12 protein-coding genes are annotated in these 14,753 nt (G+C 71.7%); 9 read left to right on the top strand and 3 right to left on the bottom strand.

Annotated features, from left to right (window positions below; translation table 11 throughout):
* Positions 1-232: 232 nt before the first annotated feature.
* The 6 genes from AB0230_RS10270 to AB0230_RS10245 are packed head-to-tail and all read left to right on the top strand — an operon-like array spanning position 233 to position 6,672.
* Positions 233-967, top strand: coding sequence for an NUDIX domain-containing protein (locus AB0230_RS10270; RefSeq protein WP_366375573.1), 735 nt, complete (start codon positions 233-235; stop codon positions 965-967).
* Between the two features lie 12 nt (positions 968-979).
* Positions 980-2,311, top strand: a complete 1,332-nt coding sequence (gene nadA / locus AB0230_RS10265) for a quinolinate synthase NadA (protein WP_366375571.1) — start codon at positions 980-982, stop codon at positions 2,309-2,311.
* Complete coding sequence (gene nadB / locus AB0230_RS10260) at positions 2,308-3,801, top strand: L-aspartate oxidase (RefSeq protein ID WP_366375569.1); 1,494 nt, start codon at positions 2,308-2,310, stop codon at positions 3,799-3,801. The genes nadA and nadB overlap by 4 nt, the downstream gene beginning before the upstream one ends.
* Positions 3,795-4,652: a carboxylating nicotinate-nucleotide diphosphorylase gene (gene nadC, locus AB0230_RS10255; RefSeq protein ID WP_366375567.1), complete on the top strand. Its 858-nt coding sequence runs from the start codon at positions 3,795-3,797 to the stop codon at positions 4,650-4,652. The genes nadB and nadC overlap by 7 nt, the downstream gene beginning before the upstream one ends.
* Entirely contained in the window at positions 4,649-5,779 is a 1,131-nt protein-coding gene (locus AB0230_RS10250) for a cysteine desulfurase family protein (RefSeq protein ID WP_366375565.1), read from the top strand. Before nadC ends, AB0230_RS10250 begins: the two co-directional genes overlap by 4 nt.
* On the top strand, positions 5,776-6,672 hold the full coding sequence (locus AB0230_RS10245; protein WP_366375563.1) for a glycosyltransferase family 2 protein: 897 nt from the start codon (positions 5,776-5,778) through the stop codon (positions 6,670-6,672). The genes AB0230_RS10250 and AB0230_RS10245 overlap by 4 nt, the downstream gene beginning before the upstream one ends.
* Before the next feature lie 158 nt (positions 6,673-6,830).
* Here AB0230_RS10245 and AB0230_RS10240 read toward each other — a convergent pair whose 3' ends face one another.
* A complete protein-coding gene (locus AB0230_RS10240; protein ID WP_366376227.1) occupies positions 6,831-8,768 on the bottom strand; it encodes an ABC transporter ATP-binding protein in 1,938 nt (645 codons plus the stop codon).
* A 200-nt stretch (positions 8,769-8,968) separates the two neighbouring features.
* Here AB0230_RS10240 and AB0230_RS10235 point away from each other — a divergent pair, with 200 nt between their 5' ends.
* Complete coding sequence (locus tag AB0230_RS10235; protein ID WP_366375561.1) at positions 8,969-10,462, top strand: MDR family MFS transporter; 1,494 nt, start codon at positions 8,969-8,971, stop codon at positions 10,460-10,462.
* Between the two features lie 557 nt (positions 10,463-11,019).
* Positions 11,020-11,568 carry a type 1 glutamine amidotransferase domain-containing protein gene (locus tag AB0230_RS10230; protein ID WP_315995330.1) on the top strand — a complete coding sequence of 183 codons (549 nt, stop codon included), beginning with the start codon at positions 11,020-11,022 and terminating at the stop codon, positions 11,566-11,568.
* 343 nt (positions 11,569-11,911) lie between these two features.
* Here AB0230_RS10230 and AB0230_RS10225 read toward each other — a convergent pair whose 3' ends face one another.
* Together AB0230_RS10225 and AB0230_RS10220 are read right to left on the bottom strand one after the other, a co-directional pair.
* Positions 11,912-12,739, bottom strand: coding sequence for a DNA-formamidopyrimidine glycosylase family protein (locus tag AB0230_RS10225; RefSeq protein ID WP_366375559.1), 828 nt, complete (start codon positions 12,737-12,739; stop codon positions 11,912-11,914).
* 13 nt (positions 12,740-12,752) lie between these two features.
* Positions 12,753-14,162, bottom strand: coding sequence for an SPFH domain-containing protein (locus AB0230_RS10220; RefSeq protein ID WP_315995328.1), 1,410 nt, complete (start codon positions 14,160-14,162; stop codon positions 12,753-12,755).
* Between the two features lie 177 nt (positions 14,163-14,339).
* Between AB0230_RS10220 and AB0230_RS10215 the strand changes: the two genes are divergently transcribed.
* Complete coding sequence (locus AB0230_RS10215; protein ID WP_366375557.1) at positions 14,340-14,750, top strand: glucose-6-phosphate dehydrogenase; 411 nt, start codon at positions 14,340-14,342, stop codon at positions 14,748-14,750.
* The last annotated feature ends 3 nt before the right edge of the window (positions 14,751-14,753 follow it).

Here is a 14,753-nt window from a genome sequence, read left to right as displayed (position 1 = left end):
CGACCTCCTGAGTCCTCCCCGAGGCTAGGCGGCGCGTCTGAGAGAACCCTTTCGACGCGCGGGGCCGGGCAGGCGCCGATCCTGCGACCGGGCGCTGAAGTCGCCGGTGGCCCCGGGGCTTCGGAGATGGCCCCGGGGCCACCCCGCGACACGGTCTTCGACAGGAGGTGCCCGGAATCATCGCGCGATTCGCCCTTCGGGTCGGAATGACACTAAGATCGATCCCGGAGATATGGTCACCATGACACGAACCCCTCGCCCCGAGCCCCGCTACGCCGACGTGCGCGTCGCGGTGTCGACCGTCATCTTCAGCGTGCGCCGCGACGCCGACGACGAACCCGTGCTCTCGCTCCCCCTCGTGCGCCGCACGCGCGATCCGTTCGATGGGCGCTGGGCACTGCCCGGCGGATGGCTCGACGCGACCGAGGACCTCGACGCCGCGGCATCCCGCACGCTCGCCGAGACGACCGGCCTCACCCCCAGCTACCTCGAGCAGCTCTACGCGTTCGGCGCCGTGGACCGCTCCCCCACCCGCGTCGTGTCGATCGTGTACTGGGCACTGCTGCGCTCCGACGAGGTCGACGCGCAGGTCGCGGCCCACGCGCGGGAGGGCGACGCTCCCGAGAACGTCGAATGGTTCGACGCGACCGATCTGCCGACGCTCGCGTTCGACCACAACGACATCGTCGAATACACGCTGTGGCGCCTTCGCAACAAGGTCGGCTACAGCCGCATCGCTCACGGGCTGCTGCCCGACGAGTTCACGCTCGCCGACCTTCGCGAGGTCACGGAGTCGATCCTCGGCAAACGCCTCGATCCCGCGAACTTCCGCCGACAGGTCGACACGAGCGACACGCTCATCCCGACCGAGCGCTTCCGCACCGGAAGCCATCGCCCTGCCCGCCTCTACCGCTACAACCGCGACGTGGAGCTCGCCGACCGCGGCCCGCTCCCGTCCCGTCACTGATCGGAAACGCCCATGTCCGTCACACCCCTCACCCTGCAGCCGCGTCCGGCCGTCGACCCCAGCGTCGACCACGCCATCCAGGCGATCGTCTCGGGCGCGTCGACCGACGCCACCTGCACCACGGACCTCGCCGTGGGCCCCTGGGACTTCGACACGCGACCGGGGTACGGCCCGGGCTCGTCGATGGGCGACGTCATCCCCACCGGCGCTCCGCGGCAGGGCGAGCTGCCGCAGGACTACCGCGACGCCTCCGACGACGAGCTCGACGCCCGCATCCGCGCGGCGAAGCAGACCCTCGGCGAGCGCGTCGTCGTGCTCGGGCACTTCTATCAGCGCGAGGAGGTCGTGCGTCACGCCGACTACGTGGGCGACTCGTTCCAGCTGGCCAATGCCGCGAAGGAGCGCCCCGAGGCCGAGGCGATCGTGTTCTGCGGCGTGCACTTCATGGCAGAGACGGCCGATCTGCTCTCACGCCCCGATCAGGCCGTGATCCTGCCGAACCTCGCCGCGGGATGCTCGATGGCCGACATGGCCGACATCGACCAGGTCGAGGAGTGCTGGGAGCAGCTGGAGGAGGTCCTCGGCGATCTCGAGACCCCGGATGCCGAGGGCCTCGTCCCCGTCATCCCGGTGACGTACATGAACTCCAGCGCCGCCATCAAGGGCTTCGTCGGGCGCCACGGCGGGATCGTCTGCACCTCGTCGAACGCGCGCACGGTGCTGGAGTGGGCGTTCGCGCGCGGACGGCGCGTGCTCTTCTTCCCCGACCAGCACCTCGGCCGCAACACGGCCAAGGCCATGGGCGTGCCGCTCGAGCAGATGCCGATGTGGAACCCGCGCAAGGCCCTCGGCGGCTCGACCGCGGAACAGCTCGCAGACAGCCGCGTCATCCTGTGGCACGGCTTCTGCTCGGTGCACCGCCGCTTCACCGTCGACCAGATCGACAAGGCGCGCGCCGAGCACCCCGGCGTCCGCGTGATCGTGCACCCCGAATGCCCGATGGACGTGGTGGACGCCGCCGACGAGGCGGGGTCGACCGACATCATCCGCAAGGCGATCGCTGCGGCGACCGAGCCCACGACCTTCGCGATCGGCACCGAGATCAACCTCGTGCAGCGCCTGGCCGCACAGTATCCGCAGCACGAGATCTTCTGCCTCGACCCGGTGGTGTGCCCCTGCTCGACGATGTACCGGATCCACCCGGGCTACCTCGCGTGGGTGCTCGAGTCGCTCGTGGCGGGCGAGGTCGTCAATCGCATCACCGTCCCGGCCGATGTGGCCGAGCCCGCGACCGTGGCCCTCGAGCGCATGCTCGCCGCGAAGCCGAACGGCGCAGTGAAGTGACCACCGTCGTCGTGGTGGGCAGCGGCATCGCCGGTCTCACGGCGGCGCTGCACGCTCACGAGGCGGGATGCCGCGTCACCGTCGTGACCAAGGGCGCCCTGCCCGACACCAATACGCGCTGGGCGCAGGGGGGTATCGCCGCCGTCACCGACCCGGCGGACACCGTCGCCTCGCACGCGGCCGACACGATAACCGCGGGTGCGGGATTGAACGACTCGGATGCCGTGGAGGTGCTCGTCGGCGAGGGACCGGCGCGCATCGCCGAGCTCGTGGACCGCGGGGTCGGCTTCGACCGCACCGCGGACGGCGATTTCTCGCGCGGTCTCGAGGCGGCGCACGCCGTCGCCCGCGTGCTGCACGCCGGTGGGGACGCGACCGGCGCCGCCATCCAGGCCGCCCTGGGCGAGGCGGTGCGCGCGGAGGGAATCCCTGTGCGGGAGCACGCTCTGCTCCGCGACCTGATCGTCGAGCGCGGCCGTGTCACGGGCATCGAGCTGGCCGACGGCGACCGGCTCACCGCCGACGCCGTCGTCCTCGCCACGGGTGGAGCGGGTCAGCTGTACGCCCACACCACCAATCCCCTCGGTGCCACCGGCGACGGCATCGCCGCGGCCATCCGGGCCGGCGCCGCCGTGGCCGACCTCGAGTTCGTGCAGTTCCATCCGACGGCGCTCGCCGTCGGGACGCCCTTCCTGGTGTCGGAGGCCGTCCGCGGCGAGGGCGCCGTTCTCATCGATGACGCGGGACGCCGCTTCGCGTTCGACGCGCACCCCGACGGTGAGCTCGCCCCCCGTGACGTCGTCGCCCGCGCCAACGCCCGCGCCATGGCCGCGCAGGACGGTCACCCCGTCCGCCTCGACGCCACCGCCCTGGGCGCGGAGCGCTTGGCTCGGCGCTTCCCCACGATCGACGCCGCCGTGCGCGAGCGCGGCCTCGACTGGGCGCACGAGCCCATCCCGGTCACCCCCGCGGCGCACTACCTCATGGGCGGCGTCGTGACCGACCTCGACGGGCGCACCACGGTGCCCGGACTGTACGCGGTGGGCGAGACGGCGCGGACCGGCGTGCACGGGGCGAACCGGTTGGCATCCAATTCGCTGCTCGAAGGGGCCGTGTTCGGCGCGCGCGCCGGGGATGCCGTCGCCCGTGACCGCGACTGGCCGATCCCCCCGGTCGCCCCCGCGCGACCGGTGCCCGTGGCGGTCGACACCGCTGCCGAGGCATTCTCCCGCGCGGCTCTGCAACGGCTCATGTGGGACGACGCGGGACTCGTGCGCGACGCCTCCGGGCTCGACCGCGCCGCGGCGACACTCGCCGCTTGGCGAGCGGCGGGACTCCTCCCGTCGGTGGAGGACGACAACCTCCTCCTCGTCGCCACCCACGTCGTGGATGCCGCGCGGGCGCGTACCGCCTCCGTCGGCGCCCACCACCGCTCGGACGCCGCCGAACCGGCATCCCTTTCCGCCCCTCCGGAGGTCCTCGCATGCTGACCCGCGCCACCATCGACCGTGTCGTCTCCGCCGCCCTCGACGAGGACGCCCCCTGGGGCGACCTCACGAGCGAGACCCTCATCCCGGAAGACGCGACGGCGCGCGCCGAGCTGGTCGCCCGCGTCGACGGCGTCTTCAGCGGAGCCGCCGTCTTCGCCGCGGCGTTCACCCTCACCGATCCGTCGACCACGGTCGAGCAGCGCGTCGCCGACGGGGCGCGCTTCTCCCCCGGCGACACGCTCGCGGTGGTGACCGGTCCCGCTCGCGCGGTGCTCACGGCGGAGCGCATCGGACTGAACTTCGTGCAGCGCATGTCGGGCATCGCGACCCTCACCAGCCGCTACGTCGCCGAGGTCGCCCACACCGGCGCCCGCATCGTCGACACCCGCAAGACCACCCCGGGCCTGCGCGCCATCGAACGACAGGCGGTGCGCGACGGCGGCGGCCACAACCACCGCTTCTCGCTCTCGGATGCCGTGATGGCGAAGGACAACCACCTCGCCGTGCTCACCGCGAACGGCCTGTCGGTCACCCAGGCTCTCGAGAGTGCGATCGCGCGGCTGCCGCACACCACGCATGTCGAGGTCGAGGTCGACCGTCTCGAGCAGATCGACGCCGTGCTCGCCGCGGGCGTCGGAACGATCATGCTCGACAACTTCTCGCTCGACGATCTGCGCACCGGCGTCGCCCGTGTCGCGGGAGCAGCGCAGGTCGAGGCCTCGGGAGGGGTCACCCTCGACACGGTGCGCGCCATCGCCGAGACCGGCGTCGACGTCATCTCCGTCGGCGCGCTCACGCACTCGGCGTCGTCGCTCGACCTCGGACTCGACATCCGCATCGAGACGGCGTGAGCCTCTACCTCGACAACGCCGCGACGACGCCCGTGCGCCCCGAGGTGCTCGAGGCGATGGCCCCGTACCTCACGCGGTACTTCGGCAACCCGTCGAGCCATCACGAGGTCGGGGAGGCAGCGGCATCCGCCCTCGACGACGCCCGATCGCGGGTGGCCGCCGTCCTCGGGATGCGGACGGGAGACGTGACCTTCACCTCCGGCGGCACGGAGTCCAACAACGCCGCCATCAAGGGCCTCGTCCTGGGATCGGGGAAGAGGCACCTCGTCACGACGGCGATCGAGCACGAGTCTGTGCTCGCCTCCGCCGATTACCTCTCCCGCCTGCACGGGGTCGCGGTGACGCACGCCCCGATCGACGCCACGGGAACGCTCACCCCCGACGCGCTCGCCGCGAGCCTGCGCGCGGGCACCGCGCTCGTGAGCGTCGGCTACGCCAACAACGAGATCGGCACGGTCCAGGACGCCGCCGCCCTCGCCGCCGTCGCCCACGAGCGCGGAGTGCCCCTTCACCTGGATGCCGTGCAGGCGGCCGGGTGGCTGCCCCTGGCCGGCCTCGGGGCGGATGCCGTGACCGTGGCGGGCCACAAGGTCGGCGCCCCCAAGGGCACCGGCATCCTGGCCGTGCGCGGGCGACTTCCGTTCGAACCGCTGCTGCACGGCGGCGGCCAGGAGCGCGGACGCCGGTCGGGGACGCCGGATGTCGCGGGAGCCGTCGCCATCGCCACCGCCCTCACCCTCGCCGAGGCGGAGCGCGCGGAGGAGGCCGCCCGCGTCGCGGGGCTGCGCGACGCGTTCGTCTCCCGCGTCCTCGCGCTCGTGCCCGACGCGCGCGTCACCGGCCACCCGACCCGTCGCCTCCCGGGCACCGCGAGCTTCGTCTTCCCCGGCACGAACGGCGAGACCGTCCTGCTCGAGCTGGAACGCCGCGGCGTCGTCTCCTCGAGCGGCTCGGCGTGCGCGGCCGGCAGCAACGAGGCGTCGCACGTGCTGCTCGCGATCGGCCTGGAGCACGATACGGCCCGCACCGCCGTGCGCTTCACGCTGCCGCACGGCCTCACGGCATCCCTCGATCCCGTCGCGGATGCGGTCGCCGCGGCCGTGACGGCCGTAGGATCGCGCGGGTGAGCTCCACCCCGGTCACCGTCATCGTCCCCGGTTTCGACGTCGCCGAGTACGCGACCGAAGCCCTCGATTCGCTCCGCGCGCAGACGCACCCGCACTGGACGGCGGTGCTCGTCGACGACGCCTCGACCGACGACACGGCCCGCATCTTCGCCGAGGCCGAGGCCGACGACCCCCGCTTCCGTCTCGTCCGCCACACGGAGCAGCGCGGCCTCGGCGCCGCCCGCAACACCGGACTCGCGCGGGTCGACACGCCCTACACCGCCTTCCTCGACGCCGACGACATCCTCCGTCCCGACGCGCTCGCCCGCCTCGCCGACGCCCTCGATCGCACCGGGAGCGACTTCGTCGTGGGAGCGTACGTGCGCCTGCGCCCGGATGCCGAGGGCCCGGGATACACCGCCGGCGACGTGCAGCCGTGGGTCGCGGCGGCCACCGACCCGGCCCGCTCGGGGACGACGCTGACGCAGCACCCCGCGGCATCAGGGAACATCGTCGCGTGGTCCAAGCTCAGCCGCACCGCCTTCTGGCACGAGCAGGGTCTCCGCTTCCCCGAGGGGCGCTACTACGAGGACCAGGTGCTCGCCCAGCGTATGTACGCCTCGGCGGCGGCGTTCGACGTGATCCCCGAGGTGATCGTCGAGTGGCGCCAGCGCCGCGACGGCGGGTCGATCACCCAGCGCCTGGGCGAGGTCGACGTGCTGCGCGACTACCTCGAAGCCCTCGGCGAGGGCATCGCCGTGCTGCGCGCCGCCGGGGCCGACGCGGCCGTCGAAGAGCGCGGGCGGCTGATCCGCACGCTGGATCTCCCGCCGCTGCGGCGCATCGCCGAGACGCATCCGGACGCCTCGTACCGCATCGCGCTCAAGGCGTTCATGGAGTCGCTGCCGGGCTGAGGCCGGGGGCGGCGGCCTGTGCCGGGCCGCGTCACGTGTGCGCAGACACAACGGCGGGCGGAGTCCCCGACACGCCGACACCGGATTCTGTCATCCGGCGCGCTTCGAACACCTCGCGCCGTCGTGCACGGAATGCGGCGGGTCCGAACCGCGTCGAGCTAGGCCGGCGCCTCGTCCGCCCGGCGCGCAGGAAGGGCGGCGCGGGCCAGACCCGCCTCGTCGAGCTGCTCCTCGGCGAGCACGAACGAGGCCGCGAGCTGCTCGGCGGCGAGGCTGGCGTACAGTCCCCCGCGCGCCAGCAGTTCGCCGTGCGTGCCGGATTCGACGATGCGTCCGGCATCCACCACGTGGATCTGATCGGCACCGATCACCGTCGACAGGCGGTGGGCGATCGACAGCGTGGTGCGACCGTGCGAGGCGGTCTCGAGGGCTTCCTGCACGATGCGCTCCGAGACGGTGTCGAGGGCGCTCGTCGCCTCGTCGAGCAGCAGCACGGGCGGGTCTTTCAGCAGCACCCTCGCGATCGCGATGCGCTGCTTCTCGCCGCCCGAGAGGCGGTATCCGCGTTCACCGACGACCGTGTCGTACCCGGCCTCGAAACCGGCGATCACGTGGTGGATGTTGGCCGCCCGACACGCGGCATCGATCTCGTCGTCGGTGGCGTCGGGACGGGCGTAGCGCAGGTTCTCGCGGACGGTCGCATGGAAGAGGTAGGTCTCCTGCGAGACGATGCCGATCTCGTCGATGATCGAGGCGCGCTCGAGCGAACGCACATCGGCTCCCGAGAACAGCACCGCGCCGCCGCTGGCTTCGTACATCCGCGGCGTCAGGTACAGGATGGTCGTCTTCCCCGCGCCGGACGGCCCGACGAAGGCGACGTGCTGGCCGGGCTCGACCGTGAACGACACGCCGTCGAGGGTCGGTCGCGCCTGCGCGGGGGCGTCCGGGTACCGGAACTCCACGTCGCGGAACTCGATGCGCCCGAGCGGTCCGGGCGCGGCCGAGACGGGAAGCGCATCGGGCACGTCGACGATGGCCGGGCGCAGGTCGAGGTACTCGAAGATCCGGGCGAACAGCGCCGACGAGGTCTGCACGTCGAGCGCGACACGCATGAGGCCCATCAGGGGCATGAGCAGCCGCGCCTGCACCGTGGTGAAGGCGACGATGGTGCCGGCGGTGATCGCCCCCGCGCCGCCGCCGATGAGGTATCCCGAGACGAGGTAGATGACCGCGGGCACGCTCGACATGATCACCTGCACGACGGCGAAGAAGCCCTGACCGCTCATCGCGCGGCGCACCTGCAGGCCCACCTGGTTGTCGTTCTCGGCGTCGAAGCGCGCGGATTCGGTGCGCTGGCGGTTGAACGACTTCGACAACAGGATGCCCGAGACGCTCAACGTCTCCTGCGTGATCGCGGACAGCTCCGACAGCGACTCCTGCGTCTCACCCGCGATGCGGGCCCGCACCTGGCCCACCCGTCGTTGGACGAACAGCAGGAACGGCATGAGCGCGACCGCGATGAGGGTGAGCCGCCAGTCGATGAGGATCATGGCCACGAGCGACGCGATGACGGTGACGGCGTTGCCGAGGATGCTGGTGACGGTGTTGGTCAGCACACCCGACACGCCGCCCACGTCGTTCTGAAGACGCGATTGGATGACGCCCGTCTTCGTGCGGGTGAAGAACCCGAGCTCCATGTTCTGCAGGTGGTCGAAAAGACGGGTCCGCAGGTCGCCGGTGACCCGATTCCCCACGGTGGCCGTCAGCCAGGTCTGACCGACGTTGAGAGCCGCGGAGACGAGGAAAAGCCCGATCATGAGGCTCACGAGGACGGCGAGAAGGCGCAGATCGGGGTTCGAGCCGTCGACGGGGAACAGCGCGTCGTCGAAGATGCGCTGCACGAGCAGCGGCGGGATGACCGCGACCGCCGCGCCGACGACGACCAGTAGCGCCGTGAAGGCGATGCGGGCGCGGTAGGGGCGGAAGAGCTCGACGACCCGACGGCCCAGGTTCGCCACCCGCGGCGCCTGGGCGTTGCGCTTGCGCTGCACGTCGGCATCCACGCCGCGGAACATGCTCCCGCCCATTCCGCCCATGCTCATGCGGGCCAGCCTACGTCCGCCCACCGACATCGAGCCGCGGACGGCGATGTCGGAGCCCCTCGGTAGGGTCGCTACCGGATCATCTTCGATCCGATCGTCTCGATATCGGAATACCTCGGGCCGCCTGCCCGTTGTGACCGACGCAGTCGCCCTCCGTGGCGCCACGAAGCCCCCCGCGTGTAAAGGACCTCGTCATGGCCGCCACCGGCACCATCCCCGTCTCCCGACCGACGACCGCGTCGACCCCGTCGATGCCGACGCACCGCCCCGGCCCGGTGATCGCGCTGCTCGTGGTCGCCGCCTTCGTCGTCATCCTGAACGAGACCACGATGTCGGTCGCGCTCCCGGCGATCATGGCCGATTTCGGCGTGAGCGCGGCCACCGGCCAGTGGCTCACCTCCGCGTTCCTGCTGACGATGGCCGTCGTCATCCCCCTGACCGGCTTCCTCCTCGAGCGCTTCCCGATCCGCAGGGTGTTCTTCAGCGCGATGGGCGTCTTCGCCGTCGGCACGCTCGTCGCCGCGGTCGCGCCGGCGTTCGGCGTCCTGCTCGCGGGACGCATCATCCAGGCGATGGGCACGGGCGTCATGATGCCCCTGCTTTTCACGACCGTGCTCAACCTGGTCCCCGCGAACAGGCGCGGTCGGGTGATGGGCGTCGTCACCATCGTCATCGCCGTCGCACCCGCGGTCGGGCCCACGGTCTCGGGCCTCATCCTCTCGGCCCTCACCTGGCACGCGATCTTCTGGCTCATCCTGCCCATCGCGCTCGTCGCCATCGCTCTCGGTGCGCGCTGGGTCCGCAACGTCACCGAGACCCGCCCCGATGCACGTTTCGACGTCCTCTCGGTCGTCCTTTCGGCGATCGGCTTCGGCGGTCTGGTCTACGGCCTGAGCGCCATCGGCGAATCGGCCTCGGGCCACGCGTCCGTGCCGGTGTGGATCCCGCTCGCGGTGGGCGCCGTGTTCGTCGCGGTCTTCGTCCTGCGCCAGCTCCGCCTGCAGCGCTCGGACTCCGCTCTGCTCGACCTGCGCGTCTTCCTGAGCCCCTCGTTCCGGCTCGCCGTCCCCCTGGTCGCGATCGTGATGGCGGCTCTCTTCGGGTCGCTCATCCTGCTGCCGATCTTCCTGCAGCAGGCGCTCGGCCTCAGCAGCCTCACCGTCGGTCTCATGCTGCTTCCGGGCGGCGTGCTCATGGGGGTCATGGCACCGATCGTCGGTCGCCTGTTCGACCGCTTCGGCCCGACTCCCCTCGTCATCCCCGGGATGCTGATCGCCGCCGCCGTGTTGTGGACGATGGCGCTCACCTTCGGCCAGGGCACCCCGATCTGGTGGATCGTCACGGTCTACCTCGCCCTGAACCTCGGGCTGGGCCTCGTCTTCACACCTCTGATGACCTCCGCGCTCGGTTCGCTCCCCCGCCGCCTGTACTCGCACGGCAGTGCCGTCGTCGGCACCGCTCAGCAGGTCGCCGGTGCCGCGGGCACGGCCGGCTTCGTGGCGATCATGACCGTGTTCTCGAGCATCGCCCTCGCCGGTGGCACCGACCAGGCCGGCGCCGTCGCGTCCGGCGTGCACGCGTCCTTCCTCGTCGGCGCGGTGATCGCCACGGCCGCGGTCGTCCTCGCGTGCTTCGTGCGCAAGCCGGCGGAGGCGGAAGAAGCCGACGCGGCCGTCGTCGCGCACTGACCGGCATTCGAGGCGGGCGCGCACCGTGACGGTGAGCGCGCGTCTCGCGGTCTGAACTGACGGCCGGCGCCGCCGGCGTTACAGCGAGACCACGCGCAGATCCCGGCTCCCAACCAGAGTTGGCGACCGACATCGCCGCGCGGGGCGCGGACGCGTCGCGTCAGAAAGACGTCAGCAAGCGCTCAAAGAGAGCACGAGCCGCCACCGCAGCACTGCGAGGCGGAAGGAGCGTCGTCGTCGGATTCGACAACGGGGGCGTTCAGCAGCGTGAGAAGCGGCGTGGACGCGGGGGTCGTGTCAGACGTGGAGTCACCGGACATGCGCTCCATGCTACGCCTGCGCGTGCGGGCAGGGGCCGGTGCCGCGCCCGTCCCCCCGTCCCGCCGGGAGCGACCGGACCAGTGAACGTGCGGGCACACCCCGGCACCGGCCGTCGATCGACACGGTCGGCCCGCTTCGCGGCTAACCCCTGCACGGGGCATCCGCAACCCCCGCCCTCGCGCCGTGTCTCGTTCCTAACGTGGAGAACCCCACCGACAACGAAGAGAGGCGTATCCATGACCGATCTCAGCGGCAAGCGCATCGCATTCCTGGCCACCGACGGTTTCGAAGACAGCGAGCTGACGAGCCCGTGGGAGGCCGTGACCTCCGCCGGTGCCGAAGCGGTGCTCGTCTCGCCGAACGAGGGAAGCATCAGCGGCGAGAAGGGGCATGAGCAGAAGGTCGACCTCGCCGTCTCGGGCGCCTCCGCCGGCGACTTCGACGCGCTCGTCCTTCCGGGCGGCGTGCAGAACGCCGACGACATCCGCATCGTGAAGGATGCCGTGTCCTTCGCCCGCGACTTCTTCGACCAGCACAAGCCCGTCGCCGTCATCTGCCACGGCGGGTGGATCCTGACCGAGGCCGATGTGCTGAAGGGGCGCACGCTCACCAGCTACCCCACGCTGCAGACCGACCTCCGCAACGCCGGCGCCACCTGGGTCGACGAAGAGGTCCACGTCGACCAGGGCCTCGTCTCCAGCCGCAACCCCGACGACCTGCCGGCCTTCAACGCCAAGCTCGTCGAAGAGGTCGCTGAGGGCACGCACTCCGGTCAAACCGCCTGAGCGCGATCGTCGGAAGGGCCCCGGACCACGGTCCGGGGCCCTTCCGCGTGCCGCCGGGCCCACGCATCGTCCCTGTTCGGCGCAGCGTCAGACCGGATACTCGAGAGCCGGCTGACCCTGCGCCGGTCACCGGCCCCGCGCAGATCATCGACCTGGGCGGAACACCGACCCTGCGCCGATCACCGACCTGCTGCCGGTCACCGACCCGATGCAAGTCACTGAGCTGCTGCCGGTCGCCGCGATCGCCCGCGGGCACGGCTCCGATCTCGGCACCCACCGACCTGATGGGCCCCTCCGCGAACCGACCCCGACGCCCCGGGTCTCCCGCCCCGCGGTCCGTCCCTCAGCCGCCCTGGCACGACGGGCACCACTGGCCGCCGCCCTTCGTCCCGGGAATGTCCTCGATCACGCCGCCGCACCCCGGACACGGCTCACCCGTGCGACCGTGCACCTTCATCGCCGCCACCTTCGCGGCCTTCTGCTCGGCGATCGGCACTCCGCGACGCGACGCCACGGCCCTGCCGAGCGTGTCGAGCAACGCCGCGAACAGCCGCGTCACCTCGTCGTCCGTCAGCGACGAGGCGTGGGCGACCGGCGACAGTCGCGCGGCGAAGAGGATCTCATCCGAGTACGCGTTGCCGATCCCGGCCAGCGTCTCCTGCTCCTGCAGGAGGGCCTTCACCTGCTTTCGTCGCCCGCCCAGCGCCGCCCGAAGCATCTCGAGCGAGTAGTCCGGGTCGATGGCATCCGGTCCGAGCTTCGCCACCGAGGGCACCTCGCGCGGCTCGTCGACGAGGTGCAGCTGGACGGACAACCACTCCCCCGCATCCGTGATGCCCAGCTCGCCGTCGTCGAACACGACCCGCGCGATGACGGCGGCGGCAGGGGATGCCGCGGCCTCGGCGAGCTGTGGTGCGGCGTCGGCGTCGGTCCACGTCGCCCACCCCGCCCGGCCGAACCCGAGCGAGAGATGCGCACCGTCCAAGTCGAGGTCGATGTGCTTGCCGAATCGCGTCACGGCGGTCACCCGGTGACCCACGAGCTGGTCGAGGGGACGGCCGCGGGTCTTCCACGCCCTCCCCTCGACGAGCTCGGTGCCGACGACCTCGCGACCGATCAGGCGCTCGCGCAGGAACAGCGCGAGCGCCTCGACCTCGGGGGCTTCGGGCATCGGCGGGTGCCGCTCAGACCCCGAGGTCCGACGCCGCGGGCGGCGCCGCGGGGGCGCTGGATGCCGGCGCCTCGGCCGCGGGGCGACGCGCCGACTCGGCGAACGCGTCGGCCACGGCGCGGCCCTGGATGATCTGCGTCAGGTCGATCCCCGTCGCCGCCTTCACGGCCTCGAACGAGGAGCGCAGGCCCGTCGCCGACTCGGTCGCGAGGTGGCCGCTCGCGCCCTCGCCGCCGAGGACGGTGACGTTGCCGACGCGGTCGTAGCCCTTGGCGAACTCGGCCATCATCGGCACCAGCGCCTCGAGAGCGCGCTGGGCGAGCAGGGCTTCCTGGTTCTGCGACAGGGCCTCGGCCTCGGCGCGGATCGCCTCGGCGCGCGCCTCACCGGCCAGGCGCACGGCCTGCGCGTCGGCTTCGGCGCGCACGCGCACGGCGGAGGCCTCCTGCTCGGCGATCTGAGCGCGAGCCTCTGCGGCCTTGATCTGCGCGTACGCCTCGGCGTCGGCATCCTTCTGGCGCTGGTACAGGTCGGCGTCGGCGACGCGGGAGACCTCGGACTCGAGGCGGGCCTGCGTGTTCTGCGCCTCCTGCTGCAGAACCGCCTGGCGACGCTCGGCGCGGGTGAGGGCCTCGGCCTGCTCGGCCTCGGCGTTGGCCCGACCGACCTCGGCCTTGGCCGCGGCGCTGTTCTTGTCGAGCTTCGTCTGCTCGATCAGGTTCGCCTCGTCGGTGGCGATCTGGCGTGCGCGGATCTCGCGAACCGCGTTGATGCGGGCGACCTCGGCCTCGCGCTTCACGCGCTCGACCTCGGTCGCACCGAGGGCGGCGATGTAGCCGTTGCCGTCGGTGACGCCCTGGATCTGGAAGGAGTCGAGGATGAGGCCCTGCGACGACAGGTCGCCCTTGATGCCCTCGGCGATCTGGTCCGACAGCCGCTGCCGGTCGCGCATGAGCTCCTCGACGGTCAGCGTCGCGACGACGCCGCGCAGCGCACCCTCGAGCTGCTCGGTCGTGAACTGCTCGATCGCCTTGTCCTGCGAGGCGAAGCGCTCGGCCGCGCGGCGCACCGACTCGGGGTCGGAGCCGATCTTGACCAGCGCCACACCGCTGACGTTCACGGTCACGCCGTTGGACGACTGCGCGGTCGGCTCCATCTTGATCTGACGAGCGCGCAGCGAGATCATCTCGCCGCGCTGCGTGAGCGGGTTGACGATCGCACCGCCACCGGTGATGACGGTGATGCGGGAGGATCCGCCGTCCGCGCCCTTCTGACGCTTACCGACGATCACCAGGGCCTCGTCGGCCTTGGCGACCCGGTACCAGCCGCGGATCAACCCCGCGATGATGAGGAAGACGACGATGACGACGACGAGTGCGATGACCACGACGATGCCGATCGCCCCCAGAGCAGCAAATTCCATGGTTCTCCTTCGACAGGCGCCGCACGAGAGCGGCGGCGCGGGGGAATTGCTTCCAACCTATCCGGCGCCCCGCGGGCACTGTCCAGCCCCGGAGCGCACGATCGGCGTCCCCAGGGGCCTGGGGAGGAGCGTACCGTTGAGGGTGAGGCGGCCCGAACCGCCGAAGAAGGGTCCCCCATGAAGATCGTTTCGTCGCAGGATTGGCGGGATGCCATCCGCTTCGACGCCCCCGTCCTCGTCGCCGACGTCGTACCGGGCGAAGCCACCCGGTGCGTCGCGTGCGGCACCGAGGGTCCGCTGTACGAGCGCACCGAGCTGTGGGCGGTGAAGCACCGCCACCCCAAGCACCACGGCGGATTCGTCCGCTTCTACTGCGAGGCGCACAAGCCCGTCGCCCCGCCCCCGCCGCCCGCCCCGACCATCGAGATGCGCCGTGCGCGCGCGGCCGCGCCGAAGGCCGAACGCCGCAGCACGAGCCCCAAGCCCACCCCGATCACCGACCGGCCCACGCGGGCGATGTGCCCGGACTGCTTCGTCGAGGTCTCGGCCGGCGGCGACTGCGGCATGTGCGGCACCCAGGTGGTCTGAGCT

Source organism: Microbacterium sp. NPDC089190 (assembly GCF_040701795.1).
Classification (GTDB): domain Bacteria; phylum Actinomycetota; class Actinomycetes; order Actinomycetales; family Microbacteriaceae; genus Microbacterium; species Microbacterium galbum.
The sequence above is the reverse complement of the archived record's forward strand: the minus strand, read 5'-3'. Positions and strand labels throughout refer to the sequence as shown.